Consider the following 21,357-nt stretch of genomic DNA (forward strand, 5'->3'; position numbering starts at 1 on the left):
TCACCTCCGCGCTAGTTGACGCAATCGATAGACATAGGCGAGCACTTCCGCAACCGCCTGATACAATTCTGCAGGGACCGATTCTCCGACGTCGACCATTCGGTACAGGGACTGCGCCAAGGGCCGATTTTCGACCATCGGCACATTGGACTCGGCCGCCTTCAACTTGATTCGCTGTGCGAGTTGATCGGCGCCCTTTGCAACCACTTGCGGCGCAGCCATCGACTCGCCGTCGTACCGCAGCGCGATGGCATAGTGCGTCGGATTCGTGATGACCACATCGGCCTTCGGCACCGCGTCCATCATTCGACGGAAGGCGATTTGTCGCGCACGCCGCCGGATCGCGGCCTTGATTTCCGGATTGCCTTCCATTTCTTTCATTTCGTCCTTGACTTGCTGCTTGGTCATTCGCAAATTTCGTTCGTATTCAAAGCGCTGGTAGAGAAAATCGAACAGTGCGAGAAGGACCATCGCCAAGGCGATGCGTATGCCGAGATTGAAGACCATGTCGCCGACCGAAGCAGGCAATTGCGCCAGGCCCATCTCGCCGTAACCCCGAATCTGCCCGGCTGTTTGCCTGATTGTCATATAGCTGATGGCGCCGACAATCAACAGCTTCGCGAGCGATTTCCCGAGTTCCACGAGCGATCTCGTTCCGAACAGGCGACGCAGCCCAGACAGCGGTTGAATTCGAGAAAACTTTGGCGCAATCAAATTCGGCGCGAACATCGGGCGCACTTGGGCGACGGCCACGGCGACACCCACGATCAACCCTGCGCCGACGATAGGCAGAAGGACGCGACACGCTCCAACCAACTGCGTCGTCAGCAGGCTGATCACCGAACTCGCCGTCCAGGCTTGGCGAACACTCATGGTCAGATCCCGCTGCATCAGATTCTCCCATTCCCCCCAAACCATTGGAGCACTGACACGCAGCGCGACAATGACAGCGGCGAGTGCGACAGCCGACGTGAGTTCTGGACTGCGCGCGACATTTCCTTCGCGCCGTGCTTCATCCCGCCTGCGGGGTGTGGCGCGTTCCGTTCTTTCACCAGCAAACCTTTGCAGTTGCAGCGGCCACACCATTATCCCCCCAATACGTTTTGCACGACCTGCAACTGGCTGAACATGTACATGAAGACACGGTTAAACATGTAAATCGTGCCTGGCATGACGACTGCGAACATCAGGAGGCCAACGAAGATCTTGACCGGCAGCCCCACGACGAACACGTTCATCTGCGGCACCGCCCGCGACAAGAAGGCAAATGTCACATCGCTCATGAACAAGGACGCCAAGAGCGGCGCCGCTATCTCCAACGCCAGCGTCATCACGACGTTCATCAGCTGCATCAGCTCGTCCGGCCAATGGTTCGGCAACTGGAAATGTGCCAGGGGTATCGCGACAAACGAGTGCGTAATGGCCATCATCAATCCGTCGAGGCCGCCCATGCCCAAGAAATAGAGCGTGAATAGAAGATTGTATAAGTTCCCAAAAATACCGGACTGGACGTTGGACCCCGGCGAAAACAGCGATGCCATGGAAAAACCTATCTGAATGTCGACGGCTTGACCGGCAATAGAGATGGCCGAAAAGATCATAGTGGCGATGAAGCCAAGCAGCAATCCAATGCACGCCTCCAGCAGACCATCGACGATGAATGTTCCCGGTTGTTGCAGAACATCCGGCACGGCCGACGTGATCGTCGGCGTCACCACATACGACAGGCCAAACGCGAGGCCAATTTTCGCCCAATTGGGCCACGCGCTGATGGAAATGAGCGGCGAAGCCATGATGAAAGCAACTGTCCGAAAGGTCACTAAGATAAAGACGTCAAAATGCGTTAGAATTTCGTTCATTTACATCACGTAGTTGACCAGATGGCCAAGAATCGAAGTTGTAAAGTCCACCAGGTTCCTCAACATCCACGATCCGAAAAACAACAGCGCGACGATGACCGCGAGAATCTTTGGCACGAAGGCGAGCGTCTGTTCCTGAATCTGCGTGGTCGCCTGGAAAATGCTCACGAGCAGACCAACCGCAAGACCAAGCAGCAGCACGGGAGCGGTCAGTTTCACGACGAGCCACATCACCTGCGCACCCAATCCCATGACAAATGCATCTGACACAGCTTTTTCCTCCCGCCTACGTGACATATCCGTCGAGCAGCGATTTCACCACGAGATACCAGCCATCCACCATGACGAACAGCAATATCTTAAATGGCAATGAGATGGTGACCGGAGGTAGCATCATCATGCCCATCGACATCAATGTCGTGGCGACAACGAGATCGATCACCAAAAACGGCAGATAGATCATGAAGCCAATTTGAAACGCCGTCTTCAATTCGCTGATGGTGTAGGCCGGAACCAGGGCCGTCAGCGGTATGTCCTGTGGATGCTTCTTCGCGTTGGCGGAGAGCGTCTCGTGCCGATACGACAAAAACAAATCCAAATCGGACGTCCGCGTCTGGCGTGCCATAAACACCTTGAACGGCGCTTCCGCGCGCTCGATGGCCACGCTCTGCGAGATGGTCCCCTTCAGATAGGGCTGAAGCGCCTGTTTGTTCGCTTGCTCCAATGTCGGCTGCATGACGAACAGTGTGATGAACAGAGCCAATCCAACCAGGACTTGGTTCGGCGGCGACGTCTGCAGCGACAAAGCGTTGCGGATAAACGACAGAACGACGATCACCCGCGTAAAACAAGTCATCAAAATCAGCGCAGCCGGGGCAAGTGTCAAAACCGTCAGCAACAAGATAATCTTGACCGTATTCGCCACCGAAGGCGGACTGTTGTCGGCCAAGTTGAGGCTTACGCCAGGAATCACTCCGCCAGAGGAGGATGTGGCTGCCCACACGTGTGTCGACAAACCCAATCCAATCAGCGAACACGCCGCGGCAATCACAGCGACCAGCATCCATCGCCGCTGAGTTCGTTTTGTTTGGCATCTAGTCGCGTCCAACACTCTACCCTTCCTCCGAACTCCGACGGCGCAGTTCCGCCAAAGTGGAACCAAGCGCTTGTCCCAACGACGATCGCGGCAATTCGTCCGCCGTGTCGCCATAGGAGTCCGTTACGTCAGCCAGGAGTTCCACGTTTTCCCCGACCCCAATCAGATACAACCTCTCTCCGACTTCGACCACCTGAATCGACCGATTCGGAGCGAGTTGTTTTGCAGCAATGACCTGAATGACGCCGCGCTGCTGCACCCCGACGCGTTTGCCCAAAAACCGAAACACAATCGCCATCAGGAGCAGGATGACGATAAACGCGACCACCAACTTCACGTACGCGCCAGTACCGGTCAGTGTGGACTCTGAAGACGACGTGGCAGCCAGGACCGTCGGCATCGACGCGGCCCATCCTGCGACTGCCGCAATCGCGGCGTTCATTGCAACCATCGACCGTTCCATGCGCTACTTCAACGCCTTTTGAATCGCTTCGATGACGCGATCAGCTTGGAACGGCTTCACGATGAAATCCTTGGCGCCCGCTTGAATCGCGTCGATCACCATCGCTTGCTGCCCCATCGCGGAGCAGACGATCACGCGTGCGGCGGGATCGAGCGCGCGAATTCGCTTCAGCGCTTCGATGCCGTCCACCTCGGGCATGGTGATGTCCATCGTGACGAGGTCTGGCTTGAGTTCCTGATACCGTTCCACCGCCTGCAAGCCGTCCGCCGCTTCGCCGACAACTTCCATTCCATTTTTCGTCAGGATGTCCTTAATCATCATCCGCATGAATGCTGCGTCATCCACAATCAAAATTCTCGGCATACGTTCCACCTCTTCGAAATGATAGGTTTGATCAGCTGCTTACCCGCTGCTCGACGTTGATGATATCCGTGACCCGGACGCCAAAGTTTTCGTCGATCACGACCACCTCGCCAATGGCGATGCGTTTGCTGTTCACGTAAATATCCACCGGTTCGCCGGCCAGCTTGTCCAACTCGAGGATCGACCCAGGCGACAACTCCAGGATCTCTCGGATCATCTTCTTCGCTCTGCCAAGTTCGACTGTCACATTGAGCGGCACATCGAACAGCAGCGACAAGTTGTTCGATTGACTTGGCGCCTCGTACGGATCGTCGAAATCGGCGAACTCCGGCCGATGTATCTGCACACCTGGAGCAGGCGCGGCCTGCGGCTGCGAAGCCGCGGCAGACGGCCTTTCCGCATGCCCCGACGGATCTGTCGGCTGGGCGACAGGCTGTGCCGGCTGGGTCGCGCGAGGGAGATCGACAGGACGATCGGTGGACGCAGCCTGCTGGGACACTGTCGAGGGCGCCGAAGCGTGTTCACCCTTCAGCGCACGAACGATTTCTTTGGCGAATTTGAGTGGAATCAGTTGCATGATCCGCGAATCGATCAAGTTGTCGACTTTCAACTGAAACTCGACGTCGACGATCGAACCGGATTCGTTCAACTGCGCTCTGCCATCCAAGCTCGAAAAATCGATCACTTCGACATTCGGCGGCGAGATGTTGATGTACCGGCCAAACATCTGGCTCATCGACGTGGCGGCACCGCCCATCATTTGGTTCATGGCTTCGCCGACCGCGCTCAGATGAAGCTCGTTCAGTTCTCCCTGTGTATTCGTTCCATCGCCGCCCAGCATCAGGTCCGCGATGGTCTTCGCATCGTTGATTTCAATCGCTAAGGCGTTTGAACCTTGCAGACCTTCCGTGAAATCCACGGCCACGAGGACATAAGGCGTTGGAAAACGTTTCTCGACCTCATCTTGTTGAATCACGGACACCTTCGGCGTCGTGATGTCCACACGATGCTGCAACAGCGTCGACAATGAAGTCGCCGCGGAACCGAAGGAGATATTGCCGATCTCGCCGAGAATATCGGCCTCTTCGCTGGTCAATTGCTCCGCGCCGGTCGATGCAGGTTGGTCGGCTCCAGGACTGCTCGAATTGTTGGCGTTCAGCAATGCGTCAATCTCTTCCTGTGACAACTTCATCTGCTCGTTCATAGCGTATCATCTCCCTCCCATTCACGTAGAATCTTGACCGCATACATTCGATTCTTTTTTCCCACGCTGCCCAGGAAAGCCGGTGTGCCATCCACGTACACGGTCGCCGGGTCGCGAATGGACTGCCTGAGGACGATGGTATCGCCGACGGCCAGATCCAGCACTTCATGTACGGTCAATTGCGTCTCTCCTATCTGAACGCGAACGTCCACAGGGACGCCCAGCATATGCGTTTGCACACGTTCGTCTCCGCCGCGGCCGTCCCGAGTCCGCCCCGTATCCATGTAATAACGATTGCTCAACATCGGCATGAGTGGTTCGATTGTCGAATGAGGAATACACACATTGATAAGACCATAGGTTTCTCCGATGTGCAGGCTCATCGTGACGACCAACACGGTTTCATTGGGCGTCGTCAACTGCAAAAATTGCGGATTGCTCTCCATGGACACGAATTCCGGACTGAGTTGCGCGACACCGCGCCAAGCTTCGGCCAAGAATGCGGTCGCCGGATTCAGCAGCTTGCGGATCAGCGAAACCTCGATATCGGTCAACTCACGCTCGCGATAGGGGCCGAGGCTATCACCTCCCATAAATTTGTCCAACATTGCGAAGACGACCTGCGGATTCATCTCCAAGACGGCTCTGCCCTCCAAGGGCGCCATTTCCAATAAATGCAGGACCGTCAGGATAGGGATCGAACGAATGAATTCTTCATAAGGAACTTGGTCGACTGACTCCACCTGTATCTGGAGAACGCTCCGCAGTTGGCCCGACAAATGTGTGGCCAACTGCCGCGCGAAATTCTCGTGCATTCGGCGCAACACGCGAAGGTGGTCCTTGGAAAAGCGCATCGCACGCCGAAAGTCGTAGGAGCGAACCCGCGTCTCTTTCGTGTCCGCACGAATGCTGGCCGTATCGATTTCACCGTTGTTGATTGCCGACAGCAAGGCGTCAATTTCGGATTGTGAAAGTACTTCGGACACGACGACCGCTCCCCTCTCGCCTCACTGGACTAAAACTTGCGACAAGTAAACATGCGTGACGCTGCCGGTTGGCAGAAGCTTGTTCACGGACGTTCGAATGGCAGCCTTTAATTTGTTTAAACCAGTGTCATTACGGAGTTGATCCGTTGTGAATTGACGCATGATTTCATTGACCTGATCCTCAATCTGATTTTGCATTAAGTTCAGTTCCTTAGTCGTTGATTTGCTGTCCGCTTGCAACGTTAACGTAAATTGAATAATGCCGGCCGAATTGAGATTTGTCGTCATTTGCGGCAGCGTAACCTGCAATTGCGCGGCCTGTTTGGCGCTCAGTGTAACCACTTTGTTGTTTGCGCTGTGCGCGGCCACACGCTTCGTCATGTACGTGAAAGCGCCGACGCCCACACCAGCCAATACTACAATGATCACGACGATGACAACCATCGTCCGAATGGCCTTCTTCACCCTGGTTCCCCCCAGCTCCCCTGCATCGCGCGGGCCAGCCCAATCTCTCTGTAGAAACTGATAAACAATGCGGCAATGGTTTGCGTATCTTCCACCACGATGTACTTGTGCCCGTTTGCCATGGTGACCACGGAATCAGGGGTGGCCTCGACGCTCTCGACGAGCAGCGGATTGAGCCACAGTTCGGATCCCTTCAAGCGCGTGAGTCTTATCATTCGCTCACCTCCTCGGCGCGCGGCCCAGCATCGCCAAGCCGTGCGCCGTTGTGGAACTGCGCCGCGAGTGTGATCGCGTTACGAATTCTTCATGTTCACGAGCGCTTGCAGGATCGTGTTGTCCGTGCCAATCATGTGTGTGTTGGCGACATACGCGTTCTGCGCAACAATCATTTCGGCGAACTGCTGCGACAGGTCGACGTTGGATTGCTCAAGTTCGCCTGACGCCAACGTGCCCATCACGCCCGTGCCTGGTGTCGACACCGTCGGCGTGCCTGCAGCGACACTCTGATAGCTGAACAGATTGTCGCCCACCTTGTTGAGACCTGCCGGGTTCGGCACGCTCGCCAAGGCAAGATAGCCAACGGTTTTGGTCGTCGAAGTGGAACCATTCCCATACGTCACGTTGATGCTTCCATCGTCGCCAATCGTGACATTGCCGATGTTGTACGGCGTCGCCGGAGTCGAGTAAGAGCCTGTCGTAGCCGCGTTCACAAAAGACTGGAGATTGATGGGCTCGAGGTTGCCGGAACTGGTGCCCGATGTTGTCGCGTAATACCCCATCGCCAAATTGCCGTCGGGCAGAACCAAGTTGCCTGCGCTGTCCACCGAAAAATCGCCCGCTCTGGTCAGATATTTCTCGGTTCCGGCTGCATTCTGAATGACAAAATAGCCAGTACCTTGAATGGCCACGTCGGTCGCGTTGCCCGTGGTTTCATCCGGGCCCTGCGAGGTATCCATCTCGGTGTCCGCGACTTGAACGCCGAGGCCAACCTGTTCCGGGTTCGTGCCGCCAACCGTGGTCGATCCCGCATTGCCCCCAGCCAATGTCTGACTCATAATGTCGCTGAAATTCACGCTTTGCGACTTGAAGCCGATGGTGTTCACGTTGGCGATATTATTGCCAACCACGTCCAAATCGGTCTGAAACGCCTGCATGCCTGAAATGGCGGAATTCATCGAGCGTAACATGCTCATTCTCCTTTTGTGTCGTGCTATCGGATCGGTCGATCACCGATAGAAAAGCCTCCCGTATTAGGGTCCAGCCTGTTTACAAACACGACACTGTCGATTTGTGTGACGATTGGATTGCTTGCGTTTTCCATCGCGGTCACCACGGTGCGCGACGGCAGATTGACGACAAACCCCGAGGGCCCGAGGACCATATAGGCGTTCGTGGCTCCCTTTTGCTCAGCCTGCTTGGCTGCCCGCTCCATCGCGTCGAGATCACTGGCAGACAGTTGAATCCCGCGCTGTGACAGACGCTGTTGGGCATGCTGACTGACGTTCCAGCCGTTCGTCGCGGACTTCGCGGCCGCGCTCAAGACGTCGCGGAAAGACGCGCCCGGCTGTGTTTTTGGCTGCGCGGCGGTGGACGATCGCGTCGGGCTCGGCGTCAGAGAACGTGTCGATTCCCAATTCACGTTGTTCAAGACATCTGCACCACCTGCGACAGCGGATAGCTCGTCCCATCGATCACGATCTCGGCCGAGCCGTTGTTCATCGTGATGGCCGACACCTGGCCGCTGACCGAATTGCCCGAACCATCGTCCACCGACACCGTCGTACCAATCAATTGATGGGCAAACGCCATACTGGTCAACGTCGCCAGCGACTGAACCGCGGACAACACTTGTGAATCGGTCTGGGACAGGTTCGTCATTTGCTCGAGCGAGCTGAACTGCGCCAATTGCGCGACCATCTCCGAGGTATCCTGCGGCTGCATCGGATCCTGGTTTTGCAACTGAGCGACAAGCAACTGCATAAACGAGTCCTGAGTCAATTGACCATTCGGATTGACCGTCCCGCCAGTGTCCGGGCCGGTCTGCGACTGTCCCTGTGTCGCGTTAGGCGAGTTGATGGCGTTCGTGCTGCCCGTTGTTGAACTCACCGAAGCTGTCATGCGTTTCACCTCCTTCGGATGCTAAATGGACACGCTGATTCCGTTCGATTGTTCGCTGTATCGCAAACTCGCCAATTGCACAGAATTCCGCGCTTGACCCACACCATCGGTCGAACCCAATCCGGCCACGGCATTGCGCTGCGGCTGCCGCCCCTGACGCTCCTTGTCACTATTCCCTTCTCCTTGACCAAACGACAGCTTCATACCTGCCAGCTGTACGCCGGCGGACTGGAGCGATTGTTGCAAATTCGACCATTCCTGGTTCAACCAGGCAAACGTCGCTGGCTGCGCCGCCGCCACCTGGATCTGCAGCCCATCCGCGTCCTTTGTGACTGTCACGTCGAGCTGCCCCAAACCCTGCGGGACAATTTGGACATGAAACTGCGTCTTACCCTCGTTCAAGCTCGACGAAAGCACCTTGCCGAATTGCGAAAGCGCGTCCGGATCGCGAATGTCGACGCTCGCATTCGCATGGGTCGCCGTCTGCGTATTGACCGGTTGCGTGCCATGCGATGCCGTGGCTGCCTGGGTCATCACTGCAGCTGCCGTGATCGCAGGTTCCTGGCGCTTCGCCTGACTCGTCTGCGGAGCGGACTCATCACCCGCAACCGCCGTCACAACATGCGCCGAGTTCGCAGGTTCCTGGCTGGCAGGCATCTGCTGCGCTTGCCCCGTGTCGGACAGATGGCGATTGGCAGGCGTCGCTGTCGCCGACGCATTCTCACTGGACAGCGCGTCAGCCGCCCGGTCACTGGCCCTACCAAAATCGCTCGCTGGTTGCACAGACTGCTGCGCCGTCGATTGCACCACGGTCGTCGCGTCGATCTTCACCAAGGCGGAATCGGTCGATTTCGTCGCTTCGTCGATCGCGGTCAAACTCGTCACCTGCGCAGATTTCGCCTGCTCGCCAGCCGCCCCGCTCCCACCGGACTTTGCGGGTTCCCGTCCGCCTGCCTTACTCGATCCCTGCGCCGCAACACCACGGATCGGGACATCGACGCGGAGAGGAACCGGACCTTTCACAGGCACTGACGCAGATTTCGACGTCGGGCTTCGCGACACAGATGCGGCTTTGAGCTTGGCCTCACCCGCCGCCTTACCGTCCGCCTGACCGAGATTGCCTGAGCCTGGCAGCGGCGTGCCTGCAATCGATCCAAACATCGCGGCAAAGACGTCGCTGAACACCACGTTCGATCCGTCAAAAGAACGCTTCGCCTTGCCGTTGGCAACCGAACCTGAATCAGCCTCGGCGCTCGCTGTCACCTGCGAGATTGTCATCGTATCACCTCCTTTCAAAGGTTGACCGTCTGGGTGCAACCGTTTCGATTCGTGAGTCCGGTTCGCGCTTTGCCTACGGCGCCGACGTCAACGCGTTGGACGTATTGGCGGCCGCATTGGACGTCGCCGAACTGGTTGGACTCGCTTGCTGGTCCGTCGCCGCCTGTTGCAAAATTTGACTCGCGAGTGCAGGCGACAGCTCCTGCAGAATCGGCCCCGCCACGGATGTGGACATTTCCTCGACGACCCAACCTGCCTTCGCGAGGGACATCTTGTCCAAGACAGCCGCCGCAGCTTGCGGATCCATCTGCGCCAACACCTTCGCTTCGGCCGCCCCCTGCTTGGCATCCGACGAGACCACGCTCAGCTTCTGCCGCAACGTCGCGATCTCGCTCTGCAACGAAGCGACCTGTTGTCGTTGCTGTTGCAGTTCGGTCAAATCCGCACTCAATGTTCGATTCAACGATTGGATAGTCGCTTTTTGGCTGGCGATGGTACCTTGTAACTGCACCATTGGCCCATTCTTAGAGGCGTTCGTCGAGTGTCCCAACAGGCTCATGGCCGTCTGCCACACAGGAACGCCAACGTATTGCAAGGCGCCGCCAATCACGAGAATCGCAACGAGAACCGGTATCACGCCGACGAGAACGATCCACGCCAGCCTTCGCAAAAAGCCCGATTTTTCCTCCTTTGTCTCAACGCGGCTCACACTGGCGGCTGTCTTGGCCTGACGTGCATTCATCGTGAATCCGCCTTTCCGAACCTGAGCATCGCATCCTCATCCGCTTTCGCCTGGTCTTGACGCGCTTGTGCCGCTGAGACTTCAGCGAACGTGCGCTCGACAATTTTGTCCCAAGTCTTCTCATCGACAAAGGCCATGCGCAGTTTTTCCTGTTGGTGCTCCAAGGTCATCTTCGCTTCTGTCCATTGCCGTTCGATGTGGGACTGCCTCATCTCAAGACCTCGGCGATACGCCTCGTAGGCCTCCCAATCCTCACGGCGCACAACCGCGCTTTGGGCTTTGCGGGCACGGCTCTTCTCGGCCTCCAAATCCATCCACAACTGACGAATGCTCGACTCCTCCTGGAGCGCCCGGCCATATTCGATCTCTTCAATACCAGTCAAATCTTGCTTGATTTTGTGATAGCGATCCGCAAATTGAAGAAAGCGGTTCATATGGTCACCCCTGCGAGCGTCGATAACGCGCCGAGCGTCTCCTGCATCGTCGACAATTGATCCGTCTCCTGCCGAAGCAGTTCGTGCACATGCGGGATTCGTTCAATCGCCTCGTCGGCGTCGATATCGGTTCCTTTCCGATATGCGCCGATTCGCAGAAGGTCTTCGATATCTTGATATTTGCTCAACCAATTGCGGACAATGGCCGCCGCCGTCTGGTGCTCCTTCGACGCCACTGTCGAAAACAGTCGAGATATACTGCTCAATACGTCAATGGCAGGAAAATGTCCTGCATTGGCGAGTCTTCGCGACAAAACAATGTGCCCGTCCAGGATGCCGCGCACCGTGTCAGCCAACGGATCGTTCATGTCATCGCCATCGACCAGAACTGTGTAAAACGCGGTGATGGAACCAAATTCCCCCGGCCCAGTGCGCTCGAGCAACTTCGGCAGCAATGCGAACACAGACGGTGTGTATCCTCGCGACGTCGGCGGTTCGCCAGCCGACAAACCCACTTCGCGCTGCGCCATGGCAAAACGGGTGACCGAGTCCATCATGAAGTTGACATGCATCCCCTGTTCGCTGAAATACTCGGCGATCGCCGTTGCGACAAACGCGGCTTTCGTGCGAATCAAGGCAGGTTGATCCGAAGTCGCCACAACCACGACGCTTCGCGCCAGCCCTTCCTCGCCCAGGTCCCGCTCGATAAATTCCCGCACCTCGCGACCTCGCTCACCGACGAGCGCGATGACATTCACATCAGCCGAGGTGCCGCGCGCAATCATCGACAGCAGTGTACTCTTGCCCACGCCGCTTCCCGCGAAGATGCCGATCCGCTGACCGTTGCCGACGGTCAACAAAGAATCGATCGCGCGAACGCCCGTCGACAACACCGTCTCCACGCGACGGCGGCGCAGCGGATCGAGCGGCCTGCCGCCGACGTGCCGACGAACTTCTGCCCGGACCGGCCCGCGACCGTCCATCGGCCGGCCGAGTCCATCGAGAATTCTGCCAAGCATCGCGTTCGAGCAGGCGACGGTAAGCCGTTCATCCCGCGCTTGCACCATTGCGCCCGGCGCAATATCCGCCATCTCGCCAAGCGGCACAAGCAGCAGCCGATCATCCCGGAAACCGACAACCTCAGCCTCGCACCGGGACGTCGCGCCGTGCACCACACACAGATCCCCCAGGGCGGCCCGCGGCCCAAGCGACTCAATCGTCATCCCGACCACTTTCGTCACCTTCCCGTAGCACCGCACGAGTTTCCAATTTGGCAACTGACCTATTGCGCTGTCAAGAAGACTCGCCACGGGAACCATCCTCCCATTGCCGCGAAAAATCATCCAACGACCGTTGCAGTTCGGCCAATCTCGTCGCAATTCGAGCGTCCACGCGAGCTGCGTCACCCACGATGACGCAGTCTCCCACGGCCAGATTCGCGTCGGGAACGACGGTGATCTCGTACTCGCCGTGTCGTTCCGCCAGCCATCGCGGGTGCGACTGCCGGGCGGCGGCGTAGTCATCAGGGTGTACGCGAACCTGCACAGACGTGCTGCCGATCAACTCGGCCAGAACCTCGGAAACGATGGCCCCCACCTCGGCTGGAGCGGCGGTCAGTTCTCGGTGGAGAAGCCGTTCAACCGCAGCCACGGCAAATCGCCGAAGCGCGTCCTCCGCTTGCCGCAGCTGGCCTTCGCGCTGTCGCTCGATATCCTCGCAAATGGCGGCCAAACGCGCCGTTTCCTCGCGTTTCCAAATCGCCAGTTCGACCTTGGCCTCTTCCCGTCCCGTTCGCAAACCTTCGGCATATCCGGATTGCCTTGCCGCGGCCTTCACCTGTTCAGCTTCCGTCCGAGCAGATTCCAAAATCCGCTCGGCCTCCTGCTGGGCCGAGGAAACCAACTCATCCCGCTGCCGCGCGGCTTCTGCCAATTCATGCGACAATCGGAGCAACTCCGCTTCCATATCGGCCTTCACGGCGTGATCGACATCGCCGCTCGCCTGTTCGGCACTGGCACGGTAATGATCGTCGACGGCGGGAACCGGTATCGGCAATGTGTCCGGCGGCGGCCATGTCGCAGCAACTCGTTTCAGCACTTTAGACAATGATGTCGTCACCTCCGCCGCGCGAGACGACAATTTCGCCCAGGTCCTCGAGATGCCGTATGATCCCGACGATGCGCTGCTGCGCATCCTCGACGTCGCGCAGGCGTACCGGCCCCATATACTCCATATCCTCCGCAAACTGCTCAGCCATGCGCTTCGACATGTTGTTGAACAATATCTCTTTGACGTCTTCCCGCGACACCTTCAACGCCAACTGCAGATCGCGGGCGTCGACTTCTCGGATGACACGCTGGATGGCGCGACTGTCCAAGAAGATGATGTCCTCGAACACGAACATGCGCTTCTTGATCTCGTCGACCAGTTCCGGGTCCTTGGCAGCCAATTGTTCCAAAATCGACTTCTCGGTCGTTCGGTCGACGCCGTTCAAAATATTCACAATCGCTTCGATACCGCCAGCCTGCGTACTGTCGACAGCGGTCATCGTCGACAGTTTGGATTCGAGGATATCTTCCACTTCCGCAATCACGTCAGGCGATGTCCCCTTCATGGTGGCAATGCGCCGAGCGACATCCGCCTGCATCTCCGGGGTGAGTTCAGACATGATCATTGCGGCTTGCGCAGGTTCCAAGTAGGAGAGAACCAAGGCCACCGTTTGGGGGTGCTCGTCTTGAATAAAACCAAGAACTTGAGTCGGGTCTGCTTTGCGTGCGAAGTGAAAAGGGCGAACTTGGAGCGACGATGTCAGCCTCGCAAGGATGTCTTGCGCAGTCGCAGCGCCCAAAGCCTTTTCCAGGACTTCGCGGGCATACTCGATACCACCGGTTTGAATATAGTCGCGAGCCATGGCGAGATCGCGAAACTCTTCAAGGATGGTTTCGCGTTTCTCCATATCCACTTTGCTCACATTGGCAATTTCAAACGTTAATTTTTCGACTTCTTCCTGAGACAAACGTTTCAAGACGTTCGCGGCGACTTCCTGGCCGAGTGCGATGAGAAGCACAGCCGCCTTCTGTTTGCCTGACAAAGATTGTGATGGACGTTGCACGCTCTTCACCGCCTCCTCCGAGTTCGGTCGTCATTCAGAGAGCCAGGTCTTCAGCAGGCTCGCGAAATCATCAGGACGCTGTGTCGCGAGCCCAACCAGTTGGTTCCGCAAGATCTCCTCTTCCGTCAACGGAAGTTCTTCCAACTCGTTCTCATACGTGTCCTGAATCCTGGCGACAATCTCCGGTTCTGCGTTCTTCGCGCGTCTCCGTCCTACCATGTACACGCCTCCGCCAATCAGCAGAAGAGCGAGCAACCCCAAACCATACAGGGAATAATGCGGTTTCGACGGCGTCACGCTCACCGACGACGTTTGACTGAACGGAACGGATGAGACGGACACTTGGTTTTTTCCCTGAGATTGACTGGATCCAATCACCGAGGAAACGAATGATTGAATCTGTTTCTGAACCGCCGGCGTAATACTTTTGTCATTGCTGTTCAACAGCACGCCTACCGAATAGCCAAGCACTTGCATCGGATCAGCAGTCGTCTGCTGATTCTGGTAACTAAAGTCATAGTTGGTCGTCGTATCGGTCGAGTTGGAATTGGACGGTCCACTCGCGCCGCCGGATGCGTACGACGTGGTGCTGTTAGGATTGCTGCCAGCCTGGCCTGCCGCCCCGCTGTTCGTGGACGTGCCATTGGTGGTCTGGCTCTTGTCGACCTCCGAACTGGTTACGAAGCCGTTGGTCGATCCCGGCGCGTTGATCAGCGTGTGCGATTGAATCTTTGTCTGATTGAACGTCACATTCGCATGCACGACGACCACCGCGTTCTGCGCTCCAACGATTTGCTGAAGCCCCGAAACAAGCTTTTGCGTCATATCATTTTCGAGCTTTTCGCGCATTTGAATCTCAGTCGAAGCGCTCGAACTTCCCTGATCGGCATTGGGCACATCGCTCGACAATGTATCGCCGTATTGATCAACCACCGTGACATTGCCGACGGTAAGCCCTTGTACAGAATGAGCAACCAATTGCTGAATACCCGCCACTTGCGCCGCCGACAACTGGACGCCGTTGCCCAACTGGACAAATACCGAAGCCTTTGCGTCGGTGACAGGTTGCGTCACAAACAGTTGTTGCTGAGGCATGACGATATGCACTTGCGCGGACTCGACGCCATCGATGGACGATATCGTCGAATTCAAGCTTTGCTGCAACGCGTCCAGAACCTGAATGTTGAATTGGTCTTCCGTCATCCCGATGGAAGAACTCACGCTGGAATATCCAATGTATCCCGACTGCGGGAGACCTGCCATCGACAACTGGATCCTCGCTTCATCGGCGTCTCGAGCCGGAACCAGCACCGAAGAACCTTGGATCTCCTGCGGAATGTTCAACGTTTCAAGTTGTTGCTGAACTTGTCCGAGCGATTTATCGTCCAGTCCGCTCATGATGGTGACATAGTGCGGACGCGTCGCGACAAATATGATCATCGACAAAACGGCCACAACGGCAACGGAAATGATGATGATGTTGCGTCGCATGGCGGCAGACATAGCGGTCCATCGCTCGACAACCCTTGTCCACATTGCACGGAGGGTTTGGTTCAATACGCTCACCCTTACTCAAACTCAATCGCAGGAGTCACATCAGACCTGCATGTTCATCATCGTAGAATAGGCCTGTTGGACTCGCGTCCCTACTTGCGAAAGCATATCGACGGCGATGCTGGCTTGAGATTCAGCGATCATCAGTTGCGCGGTGGACACATTTCCGCCCATCGCGTAAGTCTGAGCAAGTTGATCCGCATTCTGGCTGAGCGAATTCACCTGGTTCAACTCATCTCCCAAAAAGTCCGCAAAGCTCTTTCCTGAAGTAGGTTTGGCTGTTCCTGAGGTCCCCGCCGTCGCCGGCTGCATTACGACACTCGCGCTGATTGGAGATATTGGATTTGCCATGTCACACACCCCTGCTACTTAATACTCAGAGCCGTCGTTGCCATCTCTTTTGCCGCGTCGAACGCGGTGACATTTGCTTGATAAGCCCGAGACGCAGAGACCAAATCGACCATCTGGGTAGCGATATCGACATTGGGTTCTTGAACATATCCGTTTACTGCGTCGGGACTGGAAGGATCGTAGACCGACTGAAGTGGACTGGTGTCCTCCGTGATCGACGAAACTTCAACGCCTCCATCTTCGACGCCCCCATCGTTAGGAGACGTCAACGCCTGTCCGTAGACCGACTGAAAACTCGGCGTACCGCCAACAGCCTGAAAGTTGACGATCTCGGAGCGGTAAGGGCCTCCCTGCGGCGTTCGCGTCGTATTCGCATTCGCGATATTGTTCGCAATGACGTTCATCCACAATTGGTTGGCCGCCAGACCGCTGGCGCTGATGTTCATGCTTGACCAATCATTCATTCACATCAACTCCCCATAATCGCTGTCTGGACCCGCGACAATCGTTCGCTCACATCTTGGACCAGGGTGTCATACCGAACTTGGTTCTCCGCCAAATCCGTCATTTCGTTTGTGAGGTCCACATTGTTGCCGTTGTTGTCGACCGCTGTCGAGGTATCCGTATACACCACTGGCTGAATGTTTGGGAGCGTCGCGATGGAAGTGTTCGTCGACGTGCCCGGCAGTGGAATGTGCTTCTCCCCCATCTGCGCGGAAGAACCATTCTCAAGCGCGCTCTGAAGGTATGTTTCAAATGCGACATCCTGCCTCTTATAACCGGGCGTCTCGGCGTTCGCGATATTGTTGGCGTAAACGCTCTGGCGCAATGTCGCAGCGTTAATGGACGACTGGAGAAGTTGTAACGTATCCAAGCTGACATCCCCGTTCGCAGAATTTGAGTCATTTCGACGACAACCAACAAATTCGGCGGTGCATGGCATATTCCTTCCGACCGAATATCTTTCCAGCGGGGATTTCGTCTCGCGTTCACGATCTCGACGCAAAAAAGGCGAGATTTGTCTCCAAATCTCGCCTATACCACCAATATACGTAATAGACGGAAGATTTATCCACGTCGCGTCGATCGCAAATTATAGAATGAATTGGCTCATGTCCCGATTTACGACAATATTGCCCAACTTCTCATCGACGTACTGTTTCGTGATCTGGATCGACTCAAGCGTGACATCAGGCGCTTCGAATGACAGATCCTCCAAGACTTTCTCGACCAGCGTGTGCAGTCGACGAGCGCCGATGTTCTCCGTGTCTTGGTTTACCTGTTGTGACATCTCCGCGATGCGATCAATCGCCTCGTCCGTAAATTCCACGTGAACTCCCTCAGTTTCCAACAACGCCGTGTACTGTTTCAACAGCGAGTGCTCGGGTTCACGCAGGATCCGAACAAAATCTTCCTTCGTCAAGGCCTCCAATTCGACACGAATCGGAAAACGCCCCTGGAGTTCAGGAATCAAATCGGACGGCTTCGCCATATGAAACGCCCCGGCTCCAATGAACAGCATGTAATCCGTCTTCACCGCGCCGTACTTGGTCGTCACCGTGGAGCCCTCGACGATCGGAAGGATGTCCCGCTGCACGCCCTCGCGCGAGACGTCGGCGCCGCGCTGCTCTTTCCCCGCGATTTTGTCCATCTCATCGATAAAAATGATCCCGTGATTTTCCGCTCGATAAATCGCTTCCGCCGTAACGGCATCCATGTCAATCAAGCGCTGAGCTTCCTCCTGGGTGAGGATTCTGCGCGCTTCGCGAACGGTCATCTTGCGCTTCTTCGTGTTCTTCGGCAACAAGTTGCCCAAAGCTTCCTGCAAATTGCCGAGGCCTTCGGCACCCATGCCTGGCACAAAACCGATCGGCAAGGCCCCCGCTTGCTCCTCGACGTCGATCTCGATATATCGATCCTCAAGTTCCCCCATCTCGAGCTGACGTTTCATTCGGGCGCGTTCGGATCGAATGCTTTCCGAACTCGGCTCGGCTTCCCGCTCTTGATGCGCAGCACCGCCAAACAACATTTCGAACGGATTTTTCATGCTCTTTCGCGCGCTGGGATCCGGGACAAGCGCCTCCACAATTCGGTCGTTCGCGCGGCGTTCCGCGTCGTCCTTGACTTTCTCAGCATACTCAGACTTCACCATTCGGACGGCGGTCTCTACGAGATCTCGAACCATGGCCTCCACATCGCGCCCGACGTAGCCGACCTCCGTGAATTTCGTAGCTTCCACCTTGATGAACGGCGCCCCCACCAGTTTGCTGAGACGCCTCGCGATCTCGGTCTTGCCCACGCCTGTGGGCCCAATCATCAAAATATTTTTCGGTGTCACTTCCGCTTGGAGCTCAGGGCTCAATTGCGCACGGCGAGCACGATTGCGCAAGGCGACTGCCACGGCCCGCTTCGCTTGGCGCTGTCCAACGATATATCGATCCAGGTGTTCGACAATCTGCCGCGGCGTCAGTTCTCGTTGCAAACTCATTGCACGACCTCCTTATCCAACTGATTCGACGATGATGTGATCATTGGTAAACACGCAGATCTCCGACGCGATCTCCAATGCCTGTCTGGCGACTTGTGAGACTTCAAGATCCGTATTTCGCGCCAATGCTCGGCCGGCTGCCAACGCGAAAGCGCCGCCTGACCCAATCGCACAGATGCCGTCGTCTGGCTGAATCACTTCGCCGCCGCCGGAAACAATGAGCAAGTCCTCTGTATTCATGACGAGCAACATGGCTTCCAATTTCTGAAGCACCTTGTCGGAGCGCCATTCCTTGGCGAGTTCCACAGCGGCGCGCTGCAGATTGCCCTGAAATTCCTCCAGCCGCTTTTCAAATTTCTCGAACAGCGTAAACGCGTCCGCCACAGACCCGGCAAACCCAGCGACGACCTGATTGCGATAGAGCCTCCTGACCTTCTTGGCCCCTTGCTTCATGATCATGCTGTTCCCCAAGGTCACTTGTCCGTCGCCGGCCATGGCGCCTTTGCCGTCCTTCAATATGGCGAATATCGTCGTCGCATGCATCGAATTGTCCATGCTATCACACCTTTCACGATTTCCGTTCCGATCTCGGATGCGCCTTTTGGTATACTTTCGCCAAGCGGTCCTTCGTCGTGTGCGTGTAGATCTGTGTCGACGAGAGGCTCGCGTGGCCCAACAGTTCCTGCACCGACCGCAAATCCGCGCCCCCGTCAAGCAAATGGGTGGCAAACGTGTGCCTCAAGCCGTGCACGTGCAGGGAACGAAGACCTGGCACCTCTGCGATTCGTCGCTCCAGAAGGCGCCGGACACTGCGATCCGTCAGACGGCCCCCCTTCTGATTGATAAACAGGGCCTCCGTCGACGCTCGCTTGCGGCGCGCCAAGAGATACCGCTCCAACGCGTCCTGCGCCTGTCGCCCCAGAAGCACGTAGCGTTCTTTTCCACCCTTCCCCCGCACAAGCGCATAGCCTTCTTCCAGAGAAACGTCGCCGATATCGAGCGATACGCACTCGGATACGCGCACCCCAGTGGCATAGATGAACTCAAGCAGGGCTCGATCTCGCAGGGACGCGAAATCGTTCCCCGAAATGCGGCTCAACAACTGGTCCATCTCTTCTTGGTAATAGTGCCTCGGAATGGTTTTGTCGCGTTTTGGAGAAGACAGCAACCGCGCCGCATTTTGTGGAATCTGCTCTTCTTGCTGCAAGTAATCGAAAAAGGTGCGAATGCAGGACAGCCTGCGTGCGACACTCGATTTCGCTTGACCATGGCTCATTTGAGAAGCGAGGAAGGCACGCAATTCGCGAAGCGTAACCTCTTCAGGCGTTCGTATGCCAACCGATTCCAGAAAATCGACCAGAAGGTGAAGATCCTGAGCGTACGCCAATTTCGTGCGCGGACTCCACTTTGCTTCTGAATGCGCCAAAAACTGTTCCACGCACGCTCGCAGATGCATATCAGTTCACCTCGTGAGCAGAGATATGGGCTGCGAGATCGGCGAGTGCTCTATCGGCGTACGCCTGATTGCGCTGCCTCTTATCTTTTATACGCTCAGGCAACGACGGGAACAACCCAAATGTTGCATTCATCGGCTGGAAGTTGTCAGGCGAAGTATGTGTAATGTAATGAGCCAGGCTTCCAATCGCCGTGGTGTTTGGCAGAACGATTGGTTCTCTGCCGAACGCGACCAAGGCGGCGTTGATGCCAGCCAACAGTCCCGAGGCCGCCGACTCCACGTATCCCTCGACACCCGTGATTTGCCCTGCGAAAAACAGATTCTCGCGCTGCTTGGTCTGGTACGTAGGCTGCAAAATTTGCGGACTGTTGACGTACGTGTTGCGATGCATCACACCGTAGCGAACAATTTCAGCCTCTTCCAAGCCCGGAATCATCTGAAACACTCGCTTCTGCTCGCCCCACTTGAGATGCGTTTGAAATCCAACCATGTTAAACAGCGTGGCCGCGCCATTGTCCTGGCGCAGTTGCACGACGGCATACGGGCGCTGCCCAGTTCTCGGATCGCGAAGACCAACCGGCTTCATTGGACCAAACAGCAAGGTCTGGCGTCCTCGCGCCGCCATCACTTCGATGGGCATGCAGCCTTCAAAATATCGCTCCTCTTCGAAATCTTTCAGTTCAGCCGTCTCCGCCGATATCAACGCGTCGTAGAACGCGTTGAATTCTTCCTCCGTCATTGGGCAATTCAAGTACGCCGCTTCTCCCTTGTCGTACCTGGACTGGAGAAAGACCTTGTCCATATTCACGGATTCTTTCGTGATGATCGGCGCCGCCGCGTCGAAGAAATAGAGATAATCACCGCCAATGAACGAGCGGATGCTCTCCGAAAGCGACGCCGAAGTCAACGGCCCCGTCGCCAAAATGACAATCCCTTCGTCCGGTATGGCAGTGACTTCTTCTCGACGCACCTCGATATTGGGATGGCTCGAAACCAATTCGGTGACCCGGGCCGAGAATCGTTCGCGATCGACGGCAAGCGCTCCCCCGGCTGGAACGCTGTGTTCATCCGCCGCTTTCATGATGACCGAGTCCAAGCGTCGCATCTCTTCTTTCAGCAGTCCAACCGCGTTCGTGATGCTGGCCGCTCGAAACGAATTCGTACACACGAGTTCGGCAAACTGTTCCGTGTGGTGTGCCGGAGTCTGGCGCACAGGCCGCATTTCATACAGCGTCACGCGCGCCCCGCGCCGCGCCGCTTGCCACGCCGCTTCCGCTCCCGCCAGACCTGCACCAACGACAGTCACATGTTGATGGCTCATAGGCTCAAACCTCCTCGATTGAAAGACGCACTCTGCAATCCGGTTCACCATGCTCTACAATCCCGAC

General features: G+C 56.5%; 27 protein-coding genes. All 27 read right to left on the bottom strand.

Going from position 1 to position 21,357, the window contains the following annotated elements; all coding sequences use genetic code 11:
- Positions 1-1,083 (bottom strand): flagellar biosynthesis protein FlhB, encoded by a 1,083-nt coding sequence (gene flhB / locus AAC01S_RS00685; RefSeq protein WP_157070985.1) that lies wholly within the window; start codon positions 1,081-1,083, stop codon positions 1-3.
- Positions 1,084-1,085: 2 nt separating this feature from the next.
- Positions 1,086-1,859, bottom strand: coding sequence for a flagellar biosynthetic protein FliR (fliR, locus tag AAC01S_RS00690; protein ID WP_067617176.1), 774 nt, complete (start codon positions 1,857-1,859; stop codon positions 1,086-1,088).
- Complete coding sequence (fliQ, locus tag AAC01S_RS00695) at positions 1,860-2,129, bottom strand: flagellar biosynthesis protein FliQ (protein ID WP_067617179.1); 270 nt, start codon at positions 2,127-2,129, stop codon at positions 1,860-1,862.
- Between the two features lie 16 nt (positions 2,130-2,145).
- On the bottom strand, positions 2,146-2,922 hold the full coding sequence (gene fliP / locus AAC01S_RS00700; RefSeq protein ID WP_169793985.1) for a flagellar type III secretion system pore protein FliP: 777 nt from the start codon (positions 2,920-2,922) through the stop codon (positions 2,146-2,148).
- A 49-nt stretch (positions 2,923-2,971) separates the two neighbouring features.
- Positions 2,972-3,418 carry a flagellar biosynthetic protein FliO gene (locus AAC01S_RS00705; RefSeq protein ID WP_245629989.1) on the bottom strand — a complete coding sequence of 149 codons (447 nt, stop codon included), beginning with the start codon at positions 3,416-3,418 and terminating at the stop codon, positions 2,972-2,974.
- A gap of 3 nt (positions 3,419-3,421) precedes the next feature.
- The gene (locus tag AAC01S_RS00710; protein WP_067617182.1) at positions 3,422-3,781 is read right to left on the bottom strand and encodes a response regulator; all 360 of its coding nucleotides are present in this window, start codon (positions 3,779-3,781) and stop codon (positions 3,422-3,424) included.
- Between the two features lie 31 nt (positions 3,782-3,812).
- On the bottom strand, positions 3,813-4,985 hold the full coding sequence (fliY, locus tag AAC01S_RS00715) for a flagellar motor switch phosphatase FliY (protein ID WP_067617185.1): 1,173 nt from the start codon (positions 4,983-4,985) through the stop codon (positions 3,813-3,815).
- Entirely contained in the window at positions 4,982-5,971 is a 990-nt protein-coding gene (fliM, locus tag AAC01S_RS00720) for a flagellar motor switch protein FliM (protein WP_067617188.1), read from the bottom strand. Before fliM ends, fliY begins: the two co-directional genes overlap by 4 nt.
- Before the next feature lie 21 nt (positions 5,972-5,992).
- Positions 5,993-6,436 (bottom strand): flagellar basal body-associated FliL family protein, encoded by a 444-nt coding sequence (locus AAC01S_RS00725; RefSeq protein WP_067617191.1) that lies wholly within the window; start codon positions 6,434-6,436, stop codon positions 5,993-5,995.
- Entirely contained in the window at positions 6,433-6,651 is a 219-nt protein-coding gene (locus AAC01S_RS00730) for a flagellar FlbD family protein (protein ID WP_067617194.1), read from the bottom strand. Before AAC01S_RS00730 ends, AAC01S_RS00725 begins: the two co-directional genes overlap by 4 nt.
- Before the next feature lie 78 nt (positions 6,652-6,729).
- A complete protein-coding gene (locus tag AAC01S_RS00735) occupies positions 6,730-7,623 on the bottom strand; it encodes a flagellar hook-basal body complex protein (RefSeq protein WP_067617197.1) in 894 nt (297 codons plus the stop codon).
- 23 nt (positions 7,624-7,646) lie between these two features.
- Positions 7,647-8,075: a hypothetical protein gene (locus tag AAC01S_RS00740; protein ID WP_245629999.1), complete on the bottom strand. Its 429-nt coding sequence runs from the start codon at positions 8,073-8,075 to the stop codon at positions 7,647-7,649.
- 5 nt (positions 8,076-8,080) lie between these two features.
- Entirely contained in the window at positions 8,081-8,554 is a 474-nt protein-coding gene (locus AAC01S_RS00745; RefSeq protein ID WP_067617200.1) for a flagellar hook capping FlgD N-terminal domain-containing protein, read from the bottom strand.
- Between the two features lie 21 nt (positions 8,555-8,575).
- Entirely contained in the window at positions 8,576-9,832 is a 1,257-nt protein-coding gene (locus tag AAC01S_RS00750) for a flagellar hook-length control protein FliK (RefSeq protein ID WP_067617203.1), read from the bottom strand.
- Positions 9,833-9,905: 73 nt separating this feature from the next.
- On the bottom strand, positions 9,906-10,574 hold the full coding sequence (locus tag AAC01S_RS00755) for a MotE family protein (protein WP_067617206.1): 669 nt from the start codon (positions 10,572-10,574) through the stop codon (positions 9,906-9,908).
- Entirely contained in the window at positions 10,571-11,008 is a 438-nt protein-coding gene (locus AAC01S_RS00760; protein ID WP_067617209.1) for a flagellar FliJ family protein, read from the bottom strand. Before AAC01S_RS00760 ends, AAC01S_RS00755 begins: the two co-directional genes overlap by 4 nt.
- A complete protein-coding gene (locus tag AAC01S_RS00765) occupies positions 11,005-12,318 on the bottom strand; it encodes a FliI/YscN family ATPase (protein ID WP_281178093.1) in 1,314 nt (437 codons plus the stop codon). The genes AAC01S_RS00760 and AAC01S_RS00765 overlap by 4 nt, the downstream gene beginning before the upstream one ends.
- Entirely contained in the window at positions 12,302-13,105 is an 804-nt protein-coding gene (locus tag AAC01S_RS00770; protein WP_067617215.1) for a FliH/SctL family protein, read from the bottom strand. Before AAC01S_RS00770 ends, AAC01S_RS00765 begins: the two co-directional genes overlap by 17 nt.
- Before the next feature lies 1 nt (position 13,106).
- Positions 13,107-14,120, bottom strand: coding sequence for a flagellar motor switch protein FliG (fliG, locus tag AAC01S_RS00775; protein WP_067617218.1), 1,014 nt, complete (start codon positions 14,118-14,120; stop codon positions 13,107-13,109).
- A 30-nt stretch (positions 14,121-14,150) separates the two neighbouring features.
- The gene (gene fliF, locus AAC01S_RS00780; RefSeq protein WP_281178094.1) at positions 14,151-15,686 is read right to left on the bottom strand and encodes a flagellar basal-body MS-ring/collar protein FliF; all 1,536 of its coding nucleotides are present in this window, start codon (positions 15,684-15,686) and stop codon (positions 14,151-14,153) included.
- Between the two features lie 30 nt (positions 15,687-15,716).
- Positions 15,717-16,025 carry a flagellar hook-basal body complex protein FliE gene (gene fliE / locus AAC01S_RS00785; RefSeq protein ID WP_067617224.1) on the bottom strand — a complete coding sequence of 103 codons (309 nt, stop codon included), beginning with the start codon at positions 16,023-16,025 and terminating at the stop codon, positions 15,717-15,719.
- A 14-nt stretch (positions 16,026-16,039) separates the two neighbouring features.
- A complete protein-coding gene (gene flgC, locus AAC01S_RS00790; RefSeq protein WP_067617227.1) occupies positions 16,040-16,489 on the bottom strand; it encodes a flagellar basal body rod protein FlgC in 450 nt (149 codons plus the stop codon).
- A gap of 5 nt (positions 16,490-16,494) precedes the next feature.
- Entirely contained in the window at positions 16,495-16,899 is a 405-nt protein-coding gene (gene flgB / locus AAC01S_RS00795; RefSeq protein WP_067617365.1) for a flagellar basal body rod protein FlgB, read from the bottom strand.
- A gap of 219 nt (positions 16,900-17,118) precedes the next feature.
- Positions 17,119-18,513, bottom strand: a complete 1,395-nt coding sequence (gene hslU, locus AAC01S_RS00800; protein WP_067617230.1) for an ATP-dependent protease ATPase subunit HslU — start codon at positions 18,511-18,513, stop codon at positions 17,119-17,121.
- 12 nt (positions 18,514-18,525) lie between these two features.
- The gene (gene hslV, locus AAC01S_RS00805; RefSeq protein ID WP_067617232.1) at positions 18,526-19,068 is read right to left on the bottom strand and encodes an ATP-dependent protease subunit HslV; all 543 of its coding nucleotides are present in this window, start codon (positions 19,066-19,068) and stop codon (positions 18,526-18,528) included.
- A gap of 13 nt (positions 19,069-19,081) precedes the next feature.
- The gene (locus tag AAC01S_RS00810) at positions 19,082-19,969 is read right to left on the bottom strand and encodes a tyrosine-type recombinase/integrase (RefSeq protein ID WP_067617235.1); all 888 of its coding nucleotides are present in this window, start codon (positions 19,967-19,969) and stop codon (positions 19,082-19,084) included.
- A gap of 1 nt (position 19,970) precedes the next feature.
- Positions 19,971-21,290 carry an FADH(2)-oxidizing methylenetetrahydrofolate--tRNA-(uracil(54)-C(5))-methyltransferase TrmFO gene (gene trmFO / locus AAC01S_RS00815; RefSeq protein WP_067617237.1) on the bottom strand — a complete coding sequence of 440 codons (1,320 nt, stop codon included), beginning with the start codon at positions 21,288-21,290 and terminating at the stop codon, positions 19,971-19,973.
- Positions 21,291-21,357: the final 67 nt, after the last annotated feature.

It is taken from the genome of Alicyclobacillus acidiphilus NBRC 100859, from assembly GCF_001544355.1.
GTDB classification, from domain to species: Bacteria; Bacillota; Bacilli; order Alicyclobacillales; family Alicyclobacillaceae; genus Alicyclobacillus; species Alicyclobacillus acidiphilus.